Annotated in this window: 16 protein-coding genes; 10 read left to right on the top strand and 6 right to left on the bottom strand. The window is 69.1% G+C overall.

Annotation, left to right across the window (positions count from 1 at the left end; genetic code table 11):
• Positions 1 to 88 precede the first annotated feature (88 nt).
• The 8 genes from LCL87_RS05385 to LCL87_RS05350 all read left to right on the top strand — a co-directional run bounded on the left by LCL87_RS05385 (position 89) and on the right by LCL87_RS05350 (position 8,193).
• On the top strand, positions 89 to 808 hold the full coding sequence (locus LCL87_RS05385; RefSeq protein WP_225017433.1) for a hypothetical protein: 720 nt from the start codon (positions 89 to 91) through the stop codon (positions 806 to 808).
• Positions 805 to 2,220, top strand: a complete 1,416-nt coding sequence (locus tag LCL87_RS05380; protein WP_225017431.1) for a hypothetical protein — start codon at positions 805 to 807, stop codon at positions 2,218 to 2,220. The genes LCL87_RS05385 and LCL87_RS05380 overlap by 4 nt, the downstream gene beginning before the upstream one ends.
• Before the next feature lie 34 nt (positions 2,221 to 2,254).
• Positions 2,255 to 2,563 carry a DUF6802 family protein gene (locus LCL87_RS05375; protein ID WP_225017429.1) on the top strand — a complete coding sequence of 103 codons (309 nt, stop codon included), beginning with the start codon at positions 2,255 to 2,257 and terminating at the stop codon, positions 2,561 to 2,563.
• A 293-nt stretch (positions 2,564 to 2,856) separates the two neighbouring features.
• The gene (locus tag LCL87_RS05370; RefSeq protein ID WP_225017427.1) at positions 2,857 to 4,686 is read left to right on the top strand and encodes a phosphoenolpyruvate carboxykinase (GTP); all 1,830 of its coding nucleotides are present in this window, start codon (positions 2,857 to 2,859) and stop codon (positions 4,684 to 4,686) included.
• A 238-nt stretch (positions 4,687 to 4,924) separates the two neighbouring features.
• A complete protein-coding gene (gene cysK, locus LCL87_RS05365) occupies positions 4,925 to 5,857 on the top strand; it encodes a cysteine synthase A (RefSeq protein ID WP_225017425.1) in 933 nt (310 codons plus the stop codon).
• A 5-nt stretch (positions 5,858 to 5,862) separates the two neighbouring features.
• Entirely contained in the window at positions 5,863 to 6,441 is a 579-nt protein-coding gene (gene epsC, locus LCL87_RS05360) for a serine O-acetyltransferase EpsC (RefSeq protein WP_225017423.1), read from the top strand.
• 155 nt (positions 6,442 to 6,596) lie between these two features.
• Positions 6,597 to 7,451, top strand: a complete 855-nt coding sequence (locus tag LCL87_RS05355) for an SDR family oxidoreductase (protein WP_225017421.1) — start codon at positions 6,597 to 6,599, stop codon at positions 7,449 to 7,451.
• 148 nt (positions 7,452 to 7,599) lie between these two features.
• On the top strand, positions 7,600 to 8,193 hold the full coding sequence (locus LCL87_RS05350; protein ID WP_225017419.1) for a hypothetical protein: 594 nt from the start codon (positions 7,600 to 7,602) through the stop codon (positions 8,191 to 8,193).
• A 61-nt stretch (positions 8,194 to 8,254) separates the two neighbouring features.
• Here LCL87_RS05350 and LCL87_RS05345 read toward each other — a convergent pair whose 3' ends face one another.
• Both LCL87_RS05345 and LCL87_RS05340 read right to left on the bottom strand, forming a co-directional pair.
• Positions 8,255 to 10,252: an APC family permease gene (locus LCL87_RS05345; RefSeq protein ID WP_510850694.1), complete on the bottom strand. Its 1,998-nt coding sequence runs from the start codon at positions 10,250 to 10,252 to the stop codon at positions 8,255 to 8,257.
• A 68-nt stretch (positions 10,253 to 10,320) separates the two neighbouring features.
• Positions 10,321 to 11,271, bottom strand: coding sequence for a cation diffusion facilitator family transporter (locus LCL87_RS05340; RefSeq protein ID WP_225017417.1), 951 nt, complete (start codon positions 11,269 to 11,271; stop codon positions 10,321 to 10,323).
• A gap of 162 nt (positions 11,272 to 11,433) precedes the next feature.
• Here LCL87_RS05340 and LCL87_RS05335 point away from each other — a divergent pair, with 162 nt between their 5' ends.
• Positions 11,434 to 12,972: a LuxR C-terminal-related transcriptional regulator gene (locus tag LCL87_RS05335; protein ID WP_225017415.1), complete on the top strand. Its 1,539-nt coding sequence runs from the start codon at positions 11,434 to 11,436 to the stop codon at positions 12,970 to 12,972.
• Between the two features lie 89 nt (positions 12,973 to 13,061).
• Here LCL87_RS05335 and LCL87_RS05330 read toward each other — a convergent pair whose 3' ends face one another.
• From LCL87_RS05330 to LCL87_RS05315, 4 genes are all read right to left on the bottom strand, one after another.
• Positions 13,062 to 14,510: an aldehyde dehydrogenase gene (locus tag LCL87_RS05330; protein WP_225017413.1), complete on the bottom strand. Its 1,449-nt coding sequence runs from the start codon at positions 14,508 to 14,510 to the stop codon at positions 13,062 to 13,064.
• Between the two features lie 86 nt (positions 14,511 to 14,596).
• Positions 14,597 to 15,484, bottom strand: a complete 888-nt coding sequence (locus tag LCL87_RS05325; protein ID WP_225017411.1) for an ROK family protein — start codon at positions 15,482 to 15,484, stop codon at positions 14,597 to 14,599.
• Positions 15,485 to 15,580: 96 nt separating this feature from the next.
• Positions 15,581 to 16,417 carry a nitrilase-related carbon-nitrogen hydrolase gene (locus LCL87_RS05320; RefSeq protein WP_225017409.1) on the bottom strand — a complete coding sequence of 279 codons (837 nt, stop codon included), beginning with the start codon at positions 16,415 to 16,417 and terminating at the stop codon, positions 15,581 to 15,583.
• Positions 16,414 to 17,205: an IclR family transcriptional regulator gene (locus tag LCL87_RS05315; protein ID WP_225017407.1), complete on the bottom strand. Its 792-nt coding sequence runs from the start codon at positions 17,203 to 17,205 to the stop codon at positions 16,414 to 16,416. The genes LCL87_RS05320 and LCL87_RS05315 overlap by 4 nt, the downstream gene beginning before the upstream one ends.
• A 171-nt stretch (positions 17,206 to 17,376) precedes the next feature.
• Between LCL87_RS05315 and LCL87_RS05310 the strand changes: the two genes are divergently transcribed.
• Entirely contained in the window at positions 17,377 to 18,429 is a 1,053-nt protein-coding gene (locus LCL87_RS05310; protein ID WP_225017406.1) for a polyamine ABC transporter substrate-binding protein, read from the top strand.
• The last annotated feature ends 49 nt before the right edge of the window (positions 18,430 to 18,478 follow it).

Raw genomic sequence — 18,478 nt, 5'->3', positions numbered from 1 at the left:
CCGTGAGTTCACGCACCCTTGCCGTCGAAATAGCGCGCTGACACAATCGGCATCCGGCGTCGGGGGACGGCAGGGGGAGGAATGCGCGGTGGGGGACGGATACGGGGCGTTCGAGTTCGCGGCGTTCACACGATCGGTCGACGACGTCGTCGGCGTACCCGCCCGCGTGCTCGACACGCTGCACCGACCGATCGGGATCCAGGTGATCGGCCGCGCCGGCGTCGGCCGCAGCACGCTCGTCTCGGTCCTCGAACGATCCGGCTTCGCGAACGTCGACGAGACGCCTGCCGTCGATGCGCCGGGACGTCCCGACCCGGAGATCGGTCCCGACGTCGTGGTCTACGTGTTCACCGGGGCTCTGCGCACCCCCGACATCCGCGTCCTGGCGCAGGCGCCCAGTGGATCGACCGTCGCCGTGCTCGCCAAGGCGGACGCCCTCGGATCGTGGGAGGACGCCGTGCGCATCGCGAACGCGGCCGCCGCCGAGACCGGGGTGCGGACGGTTCCGGCGCGCGCCGGGACCGATGCCGGCGCGGTCCTGTCGGCGGTCGAGAACTGTGTCCGGGTGGCGCGGGCCCGCCGCATCCGGGAGGCGCTCGACGTGCTCGCGACCGCGGCCGCGACAGATCTCGGCGGCGCGCGCTGCGACGGGATCGAGGACTTCCTGCGGAGCGACCCGGCCGTGTTCGGGGGCGCCGAGTCCGCCGCGATGCTCGGTGGGGACAGTGCGGGGGACCGGCGTCGGCGTGACGTCGAGGAACGTCGGGCCCGCACCCGTCGGACCGTCGCGGCGGGAACCTCCGAGTGAGCAGCGTTCCGGGGCTCACCGTTGAGGCGCAGCGGGTCGTCGAGCGCTGGAACCCCGACGGCATCGGCCGATGGCGGGACCGACGTCGCGTCGAGCCGGGGTCCGTCCACATCGCCACCGTGCGCGGCATCGATCCGAATGGTGTCCGGGCCGCTCTGGCCGCGCAGGTGCCGGTCACCGACGTGCCGGACGACGCGGCCGTGGTCGTGTTCGTCCTCGACGCGCTGTCGGCGCTGGGCCGCGACGAACTGTCCGCGCTCGACGCCGTCGCCGCGCACGTCGAGTGCGTCCTGTTCACGACGTCGGAAGACGCACCCGACGTGGTCGAGCGCGACGAGGCACTGGTGCGGGCGCACTCGCCGCGTTACGCCGAAGTCCGCATCCTGAGCCCGGCCGAGTTGCTCCGGGCCGTGCGGGACGCGCTCGGCGGACCCGCAGGCGCGATCGTCGATCGGAACCGGCGCCGCGCCACGGCCTCCCTCGTGGAGGAGACGTGCCGGATGATCACCGCGACCGCCGAGGCGGTCCGCACCGACGACGCCGTCGTGCTGCGGGAGCGCCGCGCCAGGCTGGCGTCGGACCGGGGCGTCGGCCGGGCGGAACTGTCGGCGCTGGTGCGGTCCGACGTCCAGCGCGCCCGCATCGACCTGGTGCACGTGGTGGGAGTGCGCACCCGGGAGCTGTCGACGCTCGTCCGTGCCGAAATCGACCGGGCCGGCCGCCGCGAGCTGGCGGCGTTCCCGGATCGCTTCGCGCAGCTCGCCGACGCGCTCACCGTGGAGGTGGACACGGCCGCGCGGCATCGGCTGGACGATCTCGTCGGGCGTGCCGGGCTCACGGATCCGCCCGCCGATGCGGGCCCGGCCGACGCGTCGGTGCCGCCGCCGACGCCGCGGCACCGTGGCGTCGAGGACCGGATGATGGTGATCGTCGGCGCCTCGGCCGGGGTGGGTCTCGGCCGGCTGGCCGTGGCGCCGCTGTCGATGGTGCCGGCGCTCGACATCGCCACGATCCCCGTCACCCTCACCCTGGGCGGTGCGGCCGCGTGGTGGCTCGCCCGGTCCCGCCGTCTGGTCGCCGACCGGGCGCACCTGCGGCAGTGGGCGTCGGATGCCACCGCCGGACTGCGGGCACAGCTCGAACAGCGGGTGCTCGCCCGGTTGCTCGAGACGGAGGCCGCGGTCGGGACACGGGTGATGGCCGACGGCCGCGCCGCGACGGCGGCCGTCGACGACGAGATCGCGGCCATCGATGCCGAGGTCCGACGGCTCGCGGCCGAGCGCAGCGGCCGGCTCGCGTCGTGCGAACGGGACCGGGCCGTGTTGGTCGAGGCGCTCGCCGTGCTCGAGGGCCGAGAGGCGGTCACCGCCACGAGGGAACCGAACGGGCGGGCGTCGCGTCCAACGCAGTGACGACAGTTGTACGGCCATTGCAGAGGGAGACAGCGTGATCAGCACAGCGGACCTGCAGGGAATGCCCGGACCGGAGATCGACCCCGAGACGTTCGGCGCCGACTCGGGCGCGGTGCACCTGACCGACGTCGTCTTCGACGTCGACGACGACGGGGTGCTCGACACCCGGACGTTCGAGGTGGACGACGCTCTGATCGTCGCGACGGACACCGACGGTGACGGCGATGCCGACCACGTCACGATCGTCGGAGGCGACGGCGGCTTCTCGGCCTGGGAGTTCCATCGGGACGCGGACGGCCGCGAACGGTGGGAACGCACCGATTCGGGCACCCTCGGCGGGTAGCAAACCCGCAGGTTCCCGCCGGGTACCACCCGGCTGTGTCGTCTGAATCGTTCCTGTGACCTAACCGACGACACCCGGTTCCCCCAACCACGACGCCCGGCGTTAACCTCTATAGCTAGGACACCCGGCACCCGTGTCCTTCGTTCGTTGTCCACGGTGACGTACGTGAGCAGCGGCGGAGTGGGCGGGCTGCACCCCGCCGAGAGGGGGAAATCGGTTCAACCTCTCAGCCCCGCAACTGTGCGGGGCTGATGTGGTCGCTCCGGTTCCCGGCCCCACCCCAGGAGAGTTTGATGACCTCAGCGACCATTCCCGGTCTGAACGGAACTGACGGCACGCCCCCCACGGAGCACAGCGAGCTGCTCGCTTGGGTTCGCGAGGTTGCCGAGCTGACCCAGCCCGACCGGGTCGTCTTCGCCGACGGCTCCGACGAGGAGTGGGAGCGCCTGACGGATCAGCTCGTCGAGGCCGGGACGTTCACCCGTCTCAACGAGGAGAAGAAGCCGAACTCGTTCCTCGGCAATTCCGATCCGTCCGACGTCGCGCGCGTCGAGTCCCGCACCTACATCTGCTCCGAGAAGCAGATCGATGCCGGCCCCACCAACAACTGGATGGCCCCCGCCGAGATGCGGACCCTCATGACGGACCTGTACCGCGGCAGCATGCGCGGTCGCACCATGTACGTGGTGCCGTTCTGCATGGGCCCCCTCGGCGCCGACGACCCGAAGCTGGGCGTCGAGATCACCGACTCCGAGTACGTCGTCGTCTCCATGCGCATCATGACCCGCATGGGCAAGGCCGCGCTCGAGAAGCTGGGCACCGACCGCCCGTTCGTGAAGGCCCTGCACTCCGTGGGCGCGCCGCTCGCCGAGGGTCAGGCCGATGTCGCGTGGCCCTGCAACGACACGAAGTACATCACCCACTTCCCCGAGACCCGTGAGATCTGGTCCTACGGCTCCGGCTACGGCGGCAACGCGCTGCTCGGCAAGAAGTGCTACTCGCTGCGCATCGCGTCGGCGATGGCCCACGACGAGGGCTGGCTGGCCGAGCACATGCTCATCCTCAAGCTGATCTCGCCGGAGAACAAGAACTACTACGTCGCGGCCGCGTTCCCGTCGGCGTGTGGCAAGACCAACCTCGCGATGATCCAGCCGACCATTCCGGGCTGGCGTGCCGAGACCCTCGGCGACGACATCGCGTGGATGCGTTTCGGCGAGGACGGCCGCCTGTACGCGGTCAACCCGGAGTTCGGTTTCTTCGGCGTCGCGCCGGGCACCAACCATGCCTCCAACCCCAACGCCATGAAGACGGTCGAGGCGGGCAACACCCTGTACACCAACGTCGGCCTGACCGACGACGGTGACGTGTGGTGGGAGGGTCTCGAGGACACCCCGGCGCACCTGATCGACTGGAAGGGCAACGACTGGACCCCCGAGTCCGGCACCAACGCCGCCCATCCGAACTCGCGCTACTGCACCCCGATGTCGCAGTGCCCGATCCTGGCCCCCGAGTGGGACGACCCGCAGGGTGTGCCGATCTCGGCGATCCTGTTCGGTGGACGTCGCAAGACCACGGTTCCGCTGGTCAGCGAGTCCTTCGACTGGCAGCACGGAACCTTCCTCGGTGCGACGCTGTCGTCCGAGCAGACCGCGGCCGCCGAGGGCAAGGTCGGCGCCGTGCGCCGCGACCCGATGGCGATGCTGCCGTTCCTCGGCTACAACGCCGGCGACTACCTGAACCACTGGATCAACCTCGGCAAGAACGCCGACTCGGAGAAGCTCCCCAAGATCTTCTACGTGAACTGGTTCCGTCGTGGCGAGGACGGCCGCTTCCTGTGGCCCGGTTTCGGCGAGAACTCCCGCGTGCTCAAGTGGATCATCGACCGCATCGAGCACAAGGCCGACGCCGTCAGCACCCCGATCGGTTTCGTGCCGACCGCTGCCGACCTCACCCTGGACGGCCTGGACGTCGAGGCTGCTGACGTCGACGAGGCCCTGGCCGTCGACGTCGAGGAGTGGAAGGCCGAGATCCCGCTCATCGAGGAGTGGCTCGAGTTCCTCGGCGAGAAGGTGCCCTCGGGCGTCCGCGACGAGTTCGAGGCCCTGAAGCAGCGCCTGGCCTGATCGCCTCTTGATTCGACCGAATGTCACATCGGTTCAGTTCGACTGAACCGATGTGACATTCGTCGTTTCGGGGGTGACGGCCGGAGGGCGAACACTCGGAATTTTGTCGACGTGCGTATACGTTCGTACCTGTGTGGACCCGGTGGAGTTCCGTTCACGGCAGGATGGTGCAATAAACCAACCTGACAGCAAACAGACATCGACCCGGCTGCCGACGTGGCCGCGAGGAGGATCCGGCATGGGGATCTACAACAACGTCACCGAGCTGGTCGGCCGCACCCCGCTGGTGCGCCTGAACCGTCTCACCGAGGGCCTCGGCGCCCAGGTCGTGGCGAAGCTCGAGTTCTACAACCCGGCCAACAGCGTCAAGGACCGCATCGGTGTCGCGATCATCGACGCCGCCGAGGCGTCCGGTGACCTGAAGCCGGGCGGCACCATCGTCGAGGGCACGTCGGGCAACACCGGCATCGCGCTCGCCATGGTCGGCGCGGCCCGCGGCTACAAGGTCATCCTGACGATGCCCGAGACGATGTCCGTCGAGCGTCGCGTCATGCTCCGTGCGTTCGGCGCCGAGATCGTCCTCACCCCGGGTTCCGAGGGTATGGCCGGTGCGGTCAAGAAGGCCGAGGAACTCGTCGGACAGGCCGAGAACGCCGTCCTGGCGCGTCAGTTCGCGAACGCCGCCAACCCGGAGGTTCACGAGCGCACCACGGGCGAGGAGATCTGGGCCGACACCGACGGCACCGTCGACATCTTCGTCGCCGGCATCGGCACCGGTGGCACCCTGACCGGTACCGGCCGCACGCTGCGCAAGTACAACCCCGACGTCACGATCGTCGGCGTCGAGCCGGCCGATTCGCCGATCCTCAACGGCGGACAGCCCGGCCCCCACAAGATCCAGGGCATCGGCGCGAACTTCGTGCCCGAGGTCCTCGATCGCGAGATCTACGACGAGATCATCGACGTCGAGTTCGAGGACGCGATCCGCGTCGCGCGCAGCCTCGGCACCGACGAGGGCATCCTGGGCGGCATCTCGTCCGGCGCCAACGTGTGGGCCGCGCTCGAGCTGGCCAAGCGTCCCGAGAACGCCGGCAAGACCATCGTCGTCGTGGTGCCGGACTTCGGCGAGCGCTACATCTCCACCCCGCTCTTCGAGCACATCCGAGGCTGAGCATTGTGAGTGTCCTGCGCACGATCCGGGAGGATCTCCAGGCAGCAAGGGGCCAGGATCCGGCCGCGCGCAGCAACGCCGAGAACGCCGTCGTGTACTCGGGCCTGCACGCCATCTGGTCACACCGGGTGGCGCACCGCATGTGGGCCAAGCCCGCACTGCGCGGGCCGGCCCGGGTGCTGGCGCAGTTCACGCGGTTCCTCACGGGCGTCGAGATCCATCCGGGCGCCACGATCGGCCGGCGGTTCTTCATCGACCACGGCATGGGCGTCGTGATCGGGGAGACCACCGAGATCGGCGACGACGTGATGATCTACCACGGCGTCACGCTCGGCGGCCGGTCGCTCGCGAAGGCCAAGCGGCACCCGACGATCGGCAACCGAGTCACGATCGGTGCCGGCGCGAAGGTCCTCGGACCGCTCGTGATCGGCGACGACAGTGCGATCGGTGCGAACGCCGTGGTCACCCGGGACGTGCCGGCCGACCACATCGCGACGGGCATCCCGGCGGCGGTGCGGCCGCGTAAGCAGCACGAGCAGCTGGTCGATCCGACGTCGTACATCGACCCGGCGATGTACATCTGAGCCGAGTTCTCCGGCCGAAGGGTCCGTTCGTGCGTTGACAGCGCACGAACGGACCCTTCAGCTTTCGGGGCCGGGCGCGTACCGTGTCGATCTTGGTGGCAGCCCCACGAGGACCGTCCTCGGTGCCGGTGCGCCGCCGTGTGGGGAGGGCGTACATGGGCGTCTATGCGGTCACCGGTTCGGCGTCGGGCATGGGACGTGCGGTCGTGGACAAGCTGACGGGGGCGGGGCACACCGTCATCGGCGTCGACATCCGGGACGCCGACGTCGTCGCGGACCTCTCCACCGCCGACGGCCGCCGGCACGCGATCCGCGAGGTGCTCTCGCGCGCGGGCGGCACGCTCGACGGTGCGGTGTTGGCCGCCGGCGTCGGGCCGCTGCCCGGGGCCGAGAAGCTGCCGCTGATCGCGTCGGTCAACTACCTGGGCGTCGTCGAACTGCTCGACGGCTGGCGTGCCGCGCTGGCCGCGTCGGGCAGCGCGAAAGTGGTTGTCTTCGGTAGCAATTCGACGACCACGACGCCGGCCGTGCCGGGCCGCACGGTGCGCGCGCTGCTGTCCGGCGACGTCGCGAAGGCGGCGCGGTCGGTCCGACTGTTCGGCAAGGGTGCCGCGCCGATGATGTACGCCGGATCGAAGATCGCCGTCTCCCGCTGGGTCCGCCGGAACGCGGTGACCCGGGACTGGGCGGGTGCCGGGATCCGGCTCAACGTGCTGGCGCCCGGCGCGATCATGACGCCGCTGCTCGAGAAGCAGTTGGCGACACCCGCCGAGGCCAAGATGATCAAGCGTTTCCCGGTACCGGTGGGCGGCTTCGGCGATGCCGGTCAACTCGCCGACTGGGTGGTGTTCATGCTGTCCGACGCGGCGAGCTTCCTGTGCGGCAGCGTCGTGTTCGTCGACGGCGGTTCGGACGCGTACTTCCGCCCCGACGCGTGGCCCCGGACGGTGCCGATCACCCGCCTCGTCCCCTATGCCCGGAAGTTCCTTCGGTATCGCGGCAACCACTGACGCCGGAATCCGGACGAATCGTTCCATCGAGCAGATTCCGTTGTAGCGCAGCGTTTCTCGATGTCAGGATGGGCCCGATCGCCGCATTTGTGTGCGGCGTCGGGGGTGTCACATCCGACATGGGAGGGGCGACGTGAACGTGCGCAGGATGAAGAAGGTTGCAGGGGGAGTGGTGGCGTCGGCCGCGATGGTCCTGGGTCTCGCGGCGGCGGGGACCGGAACGGCGGCCGCCGCGGACCGGTACGACGGCCCCACACTGGAGGCCGAGCAGGGCGACTTCAACGGCAAGAACCTCGAGCTGACGCTCACCAACCCGAAGAAGGCAGAGGGCGCGTTCAGCGAGACCACGTGTACCTCGGCGCTGCTCGACGGTCAGCAGGGCCTCGACGCGTTCATCGCGTACAACGCCAAGGACTACGCCGAACTCATCTCGATCATCACGTCTCCCGGTCTGCGGATCGGCCCGGCGGCCAGCAACAACCTGCTCTTTCCCGGGCCGAACAGCGATTCCAAGACCTTCCAGGTGAACGACGGCGTCTACATCTACCTGGGCACCTGCGGCGGCTGGAACTCGGTGCTCGATCCCAGCAACGTCGGCGTGTCGATGCAGCTGGTGATCGTGCCCGACGGCATCGGCAGCCTGTCGCCGGCGCTGACCTTCGGTAGTACCGCGCTCGAGGCGGGCGTCGACCTGGCGAGCCTGCTCCCGATGCTCGGGTCGCTCGCCGGGGCGGGCAGCTAGCCACACTCGGCACGAGACCTGAAGGGGCCGTTCATGCGCTGCCGGCGCACGAACGGCCCCATCAGCCTGTGGACGCCGGGGGCGGCGGCGCGGCGCGCAGGACGCCGCGCCGGCTCGACGTGTCGAACGGGACGATGATCGCCACGGCGTGCGGTAGGTCGCTGACGATCCGGGCGATGTGGTCGGCGGTGCGGTCGTGCAGGAGCCGGCCGAGGACCGATCGGTAGATGCGCCGGGGCAGCAGGATGCTGATCTCGGTGCGGGGCGCGCTGGCGCGGGCGATCATCTCGAGCGTCGCGTGACCGAGCCGCCGGTCCGGGCATTCGACCAGTTCGAGCGGGACCTCGAGGTCGCTGGCCTCCCACTGGCGTTTGAGCGCGGCAGCGTGCTCGCTGTCGAGGACGAAGTGCACCGCATGCAGTTCGCTGGGGCGCAGGCTGCGTCCGTACCGCAGTGCCTCGATGGTCGCCAGATCGTAGGCGTCGACCATCACGATGACGATGTGGTGGGAGTACACCGCCTCCGAATCGGCCTCGGCGTCACCGAGTTCGCGTAGTTCGACCGCTTCGTCCCGGTACTCGCGGTTGAGCCGGATCAGTACGAACACCAGCGTCGGGAACACGAGCACCACCACCCACGCGCCCTCGGTGAACTTGGCGATCGCGAATATTGCCACCACGATCAGCGAGGTGATCCCGGCCGCGAGGTTGAGCGCCACGTTCCGCTGCCAGCCCCGACCCTTGACCCGTTGGTAGTGCCGGGCCATGCCCAGCCCGGCCATCGTGAAGCCGGTGAACACGCCGATCGCATAGAACGGCACGAGCGCATTGACCTTGGCGTCGGTCGCGATCAGCAGCACGATCGCGATCGCGGTGAGCGTGATGATGGCGTTCGAGAAGACCAGTCGGTGGCCGCGACGGCGCAGTTGACGCGGGAGGAAGGCGTCGTCCGCGACGAAGCTCGCGAGGAACGGGAATCCGTTGAAACTCGTGTTGGCCCCGGTGAACAGGATCAGTGCGGTCGCGGTCTGCACGACGATGAACAGGACGTCGCCGAGTGTCCCCGAGCCGAAGACGATCCGAGCCTCCTGGCTGATCACCGACGGGTAGCCCGCCGCGTACGGGGTGGCGCGGGTGAGGTACGCGAGCAACGCGACGCCGGAGACGAGGAACGCCAGGATCGACGCCATGATCACGAGCGCGCGTCGGGCATTGGGGCCCTCGGGTTTCTGGAATGCGCTCACGCCGTTGCTGATCGCCTCGAGTCCCGTGAGCGATGTGCCGCCGTTCGCGAAGGCCCGCAGCACCACCAGGATGGTCGCCCCCATGACGAGGCCGTCGCCGTGCGCGATGTCGACGGTGCCGTCGAGCGACGTGGGGTCGATCCGATCGAGATTGCCGGTGAGCGCCTGGATCACGCCGACGACGATCACCACCGCCATCGATCCGGCGAAGAAGTACATCGGGAACGCGAACGCGCGGCCCGCCTCCTTGAGCCCGCGCAGGTTGCCGTACGCGAGCAGCAGCACCGCGCCGATCGTGATCTCGAGGCTGTACGGGCCCAGTGCCGGGACCGCGGACACCACGGCGACGGTGCCGGCCGCCGACTGCACCGCGACCGTCACGACGTAGTCGATGAGCAGAGCGACCGCCGCGATCTGCGCGGCCTTGGGCCCGAAGTTGTCGCGCGCGACGACGTACGACCCACCGGCGTGCGTGTAGAGCATCACCACCTGCCGGTACGAGAGCGTCAGCAGCAGCAGGATGACGAGGATGACCCCGGTGATCGGCAGCAGCAGCGTGAACGCGGCGAGCGCGGCGAACGGCAGCAGTTCGATCAGCACCTGTTCCGGGCCGTACGCGGACGACGAGATGCAGTCGGGCGAGAGCACTCCCAGCGCGGTTGTCTTCGACAGGCGCTCCTGGTGCAGCCGCGCACTGGTCAGCGGCGGACCGAGGAGTCGACACTTGATCCGGTAACCGAGCCTCTCGGGCAGAACGGGCTCGGGTCGTGCGCTCGTCCCCGCGTCCCGGGAGGCCGCACTGTCGGGAGGGTCCACGGCTGCTCCGTCCGCGTCGGCCGCACTCCTTCCAGTTCTACTCGCCGGAGGAGGGGCCGTCAGACGAATCAGGCCGTCAGGCTCGGTTCCTCGGCGGTCGACAGCGTCAGCACCGCCTTCCGCACCGCGGCGGTCTCGCCGGTGATCCGAGCCTCGAGGGCCCGCAACGTGTGCGCGACCCGGGACTCGGCGTAGTCGCCGACCAGGTCGACGCTCGCCACCAGATACACCTGGTGCGGGCCCAGGAATTCCATGCGCAGGTACGTGACCCGGTCGACCTCGTCGTAGGTGAGCAGTTTCCTGATCGCCTGCGCGCGCAGTTCCGGCGTGCCGGGCTCGCCGACGAGGAAGCGGCGGTTGCGGTCGAGCAGCACGAGCGCGATGACGCCGAGCAGGATCCCGACCGCGATGGAGCCGATCGCGTCGGGGATCGGCGAGCCCGTGAGCTGGTGCGCGAGGACGCCCGCGAACGCGATGACCAGGCCGATCAGGGCGGCCGCGTCCTCGGCGAACACGGCCCGCACCGTCGGATCCGACGTCAACAGCGCGTGCTCGAGGACGTCGCGGTGCGCGTCGTGTGCCTCGCCGCGCAACTGCTTGAACGCCTGCCGGAACGAGATCGCCTCGAGGACGAACGCGATGCCGAGCACCGTGTACGCGACGCCGAAGTCGCTCGCCGGCTGCGGGTTCGCGAGCTCCTGGATGCCGTGCGTGATCGACACCCCGGCGCCCACCGCGAACAGCCCGAGCGCCGCGAACAGCGACCAGATGTAGGCCTCGCGGCCGAACCCCAGCGGATGCGCGCGGTCGGGTGCCTTGCGGGCGCGGCGGTCGGCGACGAGCAGCAGGATCTCGTTGCCCGTGTCGGCCCACGAGTGCGTGGCCTCCGCGACCATCGACGCCGACCCGGTGACCACCGCGGCCACCGACTTCGCCAGTGCGATCAAGGCATTCGCCACGAATGCCACGACGACGGTGAGGGTGCTCTCGCCGCCGGTCTGTTCGGGGGACGTCGCCATCGCCTCAGGCTAGGCGCGGACGAGTGGGACTGCGAATGAGAAACGCCCGCTTTACCATTGCTTTGACTAACGAGTGGCCGCTGGCGACAATTCGTGCGGGGAAGTCGGCGCGTTACCGCACGGAGGAGCCTGGTACCGATGAGTCGCTCTACAACGAAGAGTTTGGCAGGACTCCGCGTCGCGCTGGCGAACGAAGACTGGAACTCCGCGACGGAGATCCTCGAGGACGACTGGGCGTTCCTGGTCGGGAATCACATGGACAGGGTGCGCGACGCGCTCGTCGCCTTCCCGGAGTCGGTGATCGAGGCCAAGCCGGTCCTCAGAGCCGCCCGCGAGGTGATCGTCGGCTGGGGCGCCAGTGGGCAGTTCCCCGGCCCGCTGCCGTCCCGGGCCGACGAACTGGCGGATCTGGGCGCATCGGCGAGGGTCTCCGACGTACTCGTCATCGGCACGGTGCAGGCATGCCTGCTGCGATTCTCCGGAATGTTCACGCAGGCAGCGGAGTTGGCCTACCGACTCGAACGTGTCGCGTCGAGCGCGGTGAGCGCACAACCCGACGTCGTCGCTGCCGCGGTACCCATCGTGCGTCTGCAGTGGGCGATCACGTGTCAGCTTGCGGGACGTCATCACGACGCGATCACCCTCCTGAGGCTGGCATACGCCGGCGCGCGGGCCGTCGGCATCGACTTCGTGGTCCGCAACGCGGCGGGAAGCCTCGCGATGAGCCATGTGCTGTCGGGCGACCTGCCGGCCGCCCGCAAGTGGCTCACGCTCTGGGAGGAGACGGATCCGGGGGCTGTGATGCTCGAATCGCGAGTCCGGGTGTCGGGGCTGGTGGCGCGCATGCTGATCGCGCTCGAAGAACTCGATCTACCGGCCGCGAAAGAAGCGTCGGACACGCTCGGCGAGCTCGGGGACAACGAAGAACTGTGGGCCTACGCGCTGTTCGCGCGCGCCCAGTACGGGCTGCTGTCGGGGTACGCGCAGGAGGCGATCGATCGGGTCGATCAGCTGACCACGGTCAATTCGCGTTGGTGCACACCGGGATCGGATGCGGAGGACCTGCTGCGGTCGGTGTCGGTCGACCTGCACTGTGCACTCGGTCGAGGCAACAACGCACGAACCGCGCTGAACGGTCGTTCGGATGCCCACCCGTTGGTGGCGGTTTCGCGGGCAAGGCTCGAATTGTTGACCGGGAACGAGGAGGCGGCGCTCACGGCGTCGGTCCGGATCACGGCCGTGGCCGGACGCGACGAACAACGAGCGCTGGTCGACGCGCTGCTCGTCCAGGCTGCCGCTTCCATTCGGCTCGGTTCGGAGTCGGACGCGGTCGAGGCTTGCCGCCGAGCCATGGTGCAGGCCCAGACGAATGGAGCGATGCGGCCGTTCGCGCTGTTGCCGCCCGCGGTTGCGAAGGAACTCGTCGCGGCCGGAGCGTCGTTCCCGCGTGGGTGGGCCGAATCCGGGCACACCGACCGTGGGGCGGTGTTCCCCGACACCGTTGCGTTGGTGGACCTGACGAATCGTGAACAGGTGGTGCTCGCGGCACTGGCGGACGGGCTGTCGGTGCCGGAGATCGCGGCCGATCTGTTCGTCTCACAGAACACGGTGAGGTCGCAGGTGCGTTCGCTGTTCCGCAAGCTCGACGTGCATTCGCGTGACGACGCGGTGCGGCGGGCGGCGGTGCTGCGGTTGCTGTGACCGGGCCAGGTCGCGGGAAGTCCCCACGAACGCGTCGGGCGCGGCCCCCGAGGTGATCGAGAGCCGCGCCTGACGGAGAACTGTGACGCCTAGCCGGTGTAGCCGGGGGGCATCAGGACGGACTTGAGCTCGCAGTACGCCTCGAGGCCCTCCGGTCCGCTCTCGCGGCCGATGCCCGAGTTCTTGTAGCCACCGAACGGCGAACCCGGATCGAACGCGTACCAGTTGATGGCGTACGTGCCGGTGCGGATCTGCTTGGCGATCTCGATGCCCTTCTCGATGTCGGTGGTGTGCACCGAACCGGCGAGGCCGTAGTCCGAGTCGTTGGCGATCGCGATGGCCTCTTCGACGGTGTCGTAGGGGATCACCGACAGGACGGGTCCGAAGATCTCCTCGCGGGCGATCGTCATCGAGTTGTCGACGTCGGCGAAGATGGTCGGCTCGACGAACCAGCCCTTCTCCAGCCCGGCCGGGACGCCGCCGCCGAGCACGACGCGCGCGCCCTCGGCCTTGCCCTTCTCGATGTAACCGAGGACCTTGTCGCGCTGCTTCTCGGTGATGATCGGGCCCAGCTGGGCGCCCGGGTCGTCCGGCATGCCGACGGGCATGAAGCCGGCGAACTGGATCATCGCCTCGATGATCTCGTCGTAGCGCGAGCGCGGCGCCAGGATGCGGGTCTGGCCGACGCACGCCTGACCGGAGTTCATCAGGCCCGACATCACCAGCATCGGCGTGGTCGCGGCGACGTCCATGTCCTCGAGCAGGATCGCGGCCGACTTGCCGCCGAGCTCGAGCGAGCAGCGCTTGAGCTGCTCCGCGGCGATGGCGCCGATCTTGCGGCCGACCGCGGTGCTACCGGTGAAGGTGACCTTGTCGACGTCGGGGTGCGAGACGAGGTACTCGCCGGTCTCGGCGCCGCCCGGCACGATCGACAGCACGCCCTCGGGCAGGCCCGCCTCGGTGAAGATCTCGGCCAGCATGTTCGCGTTGAGCGGGGTCTCCGGCGCCGGCTTGAGCACCACGGCGCAACCGGCGAGCAGGGCCGGGGCCAGCTTGTTCACGGCGAGGAACAGCGGGACGTTCCACGCGATGACGGCACCGACGACACCGACCGGCTCGCGGTAGACCTTGGTCTGGCCGAACGCGCCGTTGCGGGTCTCCTCCCACGCGAACTCGGTGGCGAGACCGGCGTAGTAGTTGAGCGTCGCCAGCGACATGATCTTCTGCATCGTCTCGACGCCCGACGCCGGCGCGCCCATCTCGTCGGAGATGGTGGAGACCAGTTCGGCGCTGCGCTCCTCGATGAGCTTGGCGACCTTGGAGAGGATCTCGCCGCGCTGTGCGGGCGTGGTCTCGGCCCAGGGGCCGGACTCGAGTGCGGCGCGGGCCGCGGCGACGGCGGCGTCGATGTCCGCGGGCGCCGCGACGGGAACACTGCCGACGCGCTCCTCGGTGGCGGGGGAGAACACCTCCAACCGCTGGTCGGTGGCCGGCGCGACCCATCGTCCGCCGATGAAGAGTTTGTCGTAGTCGGTCATCAATTCATCCTCGCTCTTGTGGAGTGCCCTGGGTCACACTAGAACACGTTACAGCGAGTTGGAATAGGCGAGGCTCCATCGCCCGGTCAGACGGCCTCGATCGCGAGTAGTCCGGCGCCGGTGAGTGTGCCCAGCACGCTGAGTTCCGCGGGGGCCAACCGCAGCTCGCGCAGGAACGACAGCCGGGCGTGCTCGGACGCCGTCGCCGTCATCGGCCCCCACAGCGCGGGCCCGGCCTGCGCGAAGCCGCCGCCGACCACGACGAGGTCGACGTCGAGCAGGGCCGCCGCCGACGCGAATGCCTGCCCGAGCGCTACCCCGGCCCGCTCGAGCGCCGCGGCCGCGGTGGGTTCGCCCAGTTCGGCGTCGAAGGCGAGGTCGGCGCCCGTCGCGCCGGTCCAGCCGTTGGCCCGCGCCCAGCGCAGTGCCGCGGACCCGCTCGCGACGGTCTCGAGGCAGCCGACGGCCCCGCATCCGCAGTGCTCGTCGGCGCCCGCGACCACCATGTGCCCGATGTGGCCCGCATTGCCGGTGCGTCCGCCCACGATGCGGCCGCCGCGGATCAGTCCGCCGCCCACGCCGGTCGACACCACGGCGCCCAGCAGGTCGGGGACCCCGCGACCCGCGCCCAGGCGGTGTTCGGCGAAGGCGGCCGCCGCGCCGTCCAGGGCGAGGTGCACGGTCGCCGACGGGAACAGCGAGCGGACCGCGTCGACGATGGGGAAGCCGCCGCGCCACTCGCCGATGTTGACCGGGGCGGCCGTGCCCGTGGTGGTGTCGACCGGGCCGGCCGAGGCGATGCCGATGCTGGTCACCGTCGCATCGCCGGCGACCTCGAGCAGCAGCGCCGAGCACGCGTCCCACACGCCCGACTCGGGTGTCTGGACGGTCACCGCGCCCCGGGGTCGGCCGTCGTCGCCGACGAGCGACGACGCCATCTTGGTGCCGCCGACGTCGAGCGCGAGTGCGGTCATGGTTCGAGGTTAGTGGCCGCCTCCGTGACGGGTCCGGCTCGTCGCAACCTCGTCATGTCGATGCCGGTTGCCGTCCGCGTCGACGAAGCGGTGAGCTCACACCGTGCCCGCGACCTCGAACATGCCGGTGTACAGCTCGGGACGGCGGTCCCCGAAGACGTGGTTGACGTCGGAGATCTGCCGATCGCGCGCCGACGACAGGGTCAGGGTGGCGTGCACGACCCCGTCGGCGTCGGGCAAGTCGAGCACCCACCCGGCCGTGTCGATGATTGCCGAGCCGCCCGTGAACTCCTGGTCCCGTTCCACTCCTGAGCGGTCCGCGCACGCGACATGGACGTGGTTGGCCCGTGCGGCGGCGCGCGCCAGCATGACCTGTGGGGGTTCGTCCCCGTACGGGCGAGGATCGAGAGCCCAGTTAGTCGGTACGGCGATCAGGTCGGCGCCCCGCATCGCCAGACTGCGCGCCATCTCCGGGAATTCCAGGTCGTAGCAGATCAGCGCGCCCACCCTCCCGAATGCGGTGTCGACCACCGGAGGCGCGTCGCTGCCCGGGGTGAAGAAGCGCTTCTCCCTGTTCCAGAGATGGGTCTTGCGGTAGACGGCTCGGATTCCCTGGGCGCCGACCATGGCTGCGCTGATGTACAGGTCGGGACCCGAGCGTTCCGCGAAGCCGCCCACGACGAGACCGGACGAACCGCCGAGCGCATGCGCCCACTCCGAGAAGATCGGATGCGTGGGTGTGACTGCGCAGGAACGGGCTTCGTCGACTGTCTCGAACATGTAGCCGCTCAGGCACAACTCGGGCAGGACGATGATGTCGGCTCCGCTGGACCGCGCAGATGTGATTGCGGTCGAAGTCATTTCGGCGTTGGCGTCGAAGTCGAGAAGTCGGGGATCCAGTTGGGCCACGACCACGTGCGCCTGCTCGGTCATGCGTCCCGCCCGAGGGGGAAGCGCTCACCGTTGCGGAGGGCGAGGAGGTCCTCGAGTTCGTGCGCGGCTTCCTTCAGGTCGGACACCGACTGATCGATCTTGGGTTCCAGGCGGAAGGTGGGGCCCGAGACCCCGAGGGCGGCGATGAGGACGCCGCGATAGTCACGCACCGGCACACCGACGGCAGCCAGTCCCACCTCGAACTCGTCCACGACGATGGAGTGCCCGTCCTCCCGGGTTCGGGCGACGGACTCCACCAGGTCGTCGACGGACCCGACGCCGCCCACACGCGCACTGCTGAGCTTCTGGCCGGCGTACATCTCGCGGATCTCGGCGGATGTCTTGTCGGTGAGGAGAACGCGACCCACCGATGTCGAGTACAGCGACCAGTGCGCCGGCATCGCCTGGATCGAGTGGTTGGCGGTCCGCTCGGCCACGGTCAGCGCGTCGTAGCCGGAACGCACCGAGAGGTACACCGATTCGTTCAACCGGTTGAGCAACCCATCGAGGACCCCGCCCGCGCACTCCAGCAGGCGCTGGTCGCCGCTGACCTGCGCCATGTTGAAGATTCGCCATCCGAGGCGGAAGGCGCGTGTCTTGGGGTCCCGGTCGACCATGCCGTACTCGGTGAGGACCTTGAGGCTGCGGGAGATCTGACTCTTGTCCATGTCGAGGATCTCGGCGAGTTGGGTGACGCCGAGTCCGCCGCTCTCGCGGGCGCGGCGGGTCTGGAGGGTCATCAGGACTTCCAGACCCCGGCGAATGCTGGTGTCGCGTGTGGGTGGCATGCCACGAGCTTCGGTCATGAATTGCAGTGAGCACAACATGAATTGGCTTATTCGCAACATAGGAAACGAACTTGTAACGGTGACGACACCGGTCGGGCATACCGCCGCCGAATACTTCAAGTGTCCATACGGCAACTGTGGTTGCGATAATGACAACAGAGATGAGGGGTCATGCGTGGCAAGACCTGGCGAGTACTTTCCGCTGCCGGCGCGTGTGTGGTGCTCGGGGCCGCACTGTCGGCGTGTGGTGGAGGATCCGGCGATTCCGGCACCGTGACCCTGAAGTTCCTCAATTACGGCGACTGGGTCGGGGAAACGGAGATCGCGGATTTCGAGGCCGCCAACCCCGGGATCGAGATCGAGCAGTTCGCTCTGCCGGACGGTGGCTCGTCGGCCCTGGCGGCCCAGTTGGCCAAGGACAAGGGCGTGTACGACCTCGTCGCGGTGGGCAACGCCACGGCGGCCCGACTGGAGGCGGGCAATCTGCTCGCCGACTTCGACCCCGCATCGGTCCCGAACCTGGCGAACATGCCGCAGGAGTACCGCGACGAGTTCCCGTGGGGGATCCCCACCGACCTCGGCAAGGTCGGGATCATCTACGACAAGGAGAAGGTCCCGAATCCGCCGACGTCGTGGAAGGAACTCTTCGACAACGCCGACCAGTGGACGGGCAAGATCGTGCTGCCGGACTACGACCTCGACGTCCAGGCGATCGCACTGCTGGCACTCGGCTACGACATCAACACCACCGACGGCGGCGAACTCGACGAGGCCGAGGCGAAGATCAAGGAGATCAAGCCGCACCTGCTCGCGTTCCAGCGCACGGGCCAGGCGAAATCGGTGACCGACGGCTCGGCACTCATCGCGGTCGGCTACGACTACGCCTTCACGGGCGCGGACGACACCTCGCTGGGATGGGTGTCGCCGACGGAGGGCACGCCGGGCTACATCGAGGGTGTCGCGCTCCTGCCTGGGAGCAAGCACACCGAGGAAGCGCTGAAGTTCCTCGACTTCCGCCTCGAACCGCAGACCTACGGCGGGTTCATCAACAACACCGGTGCCTCCTACCTGATGCCGTCGGCCGAGCAGTTCATCGAGCCCAGACTCCTGGAAAACCCTGCGCTCCAGCAGAACACCGGGTCGCAGTTCGTGGCCGAGAGATTCCTGTCGGCTGAGGCGACCGAGGCGCGGGCCAAGATGTGGAACCGGATCAAGGCCTCCTGATGACCCAGGCACCACCAGTGGCCCGCCCAGACGCTCCGGTACGCCGGAG

Origin of the sequence: Prescottella equi (genome assembly GCF_020171745.1) — a bacterium.
GTDB classification, from domain to species: Bacteria; Actinomycetota; Actinomycetes; order Mycobacteriales; family Mycobacteriaceae; genus Prescottella; species Prescottella equi_A.
The sequence above is the reverse complement of the archived record's forward strand: the minus strand, read 5'-3'. Positions and strand labels throughout refer to the sequence as shown.

Bases quoted from the DNA above. Each gene is read 5' to 3' on its own strand.
- LCL87_RS05350 (WP_225017419.1), top strand. From the start codon at position 7,600: ATGAAGAAGGTTGCAGGGGGAGTGGTGGCGTCGGCCGCGATGGTCCTG.
- LCL87_RS05370 (WP_225017427.1), top strand. From the start codon at position 2,857: ATGACCTCAGCGACCATTCCCGGTCTGAACGGAACTGACGGCACGCCC.
- LCL87_RS05315 (WP_225017407.1), bottom strand. From the start codon at position 17,205: ATGCCACCCACACGCGACACCAGCATTCGCCGGGGTCTGGAAGTCCTG.
- cysK (WP_225017425.1), top strand. From the start codon at position 4,925: ATGGGGATCTACAACAACGTCACCGAGCTGGTCGGCCGCACCCCGCTG.
- LCL87_RS05330 (WP_225017413.1), bottom strand. From the start codon at position 14,510: ATGACCGACTACGACAAACTCTTCATCGGCGGACGATGGGTCGCGCCG.
- LCL87_RS05310 (WP_225017406.1), top strand. From the start codon at position 17,377: ATGCGTGGCAAGACCTGGCGAGTACTTTCCGCTGCCGGCGCGTGTGTG.
- LCL87_RS05355 (WP_225017421.1), top strand. From the start codon at position 6,597: ATGGGCGTCTATGCGGTCACCGGTTCGGCGTCGGGCATGGGACGTGCG.
- LCL87_RS05320 (WP_225017409.1), bottom strand. From the start codon at position 16,417: ATGACCGAGCAGGCGCACGTGGTCGTGGCCCAACTGGATCCCCGACTT.
- LCL87_RS05325 (WP_225017411.1), bottom strand. From the start codon at position 15,484: ATGACCGCACTCGCGCTCGACGTCGGCGGCACCAAGATGGCGTCGTCG.
- LCL87_RS05340 (WP_225017417.1), bottom strand. From the start codon at position 11,271: ATGGCGACGTCCCCCGAACAGACCGGCGGCGAGAGCACCCTCACCGTC.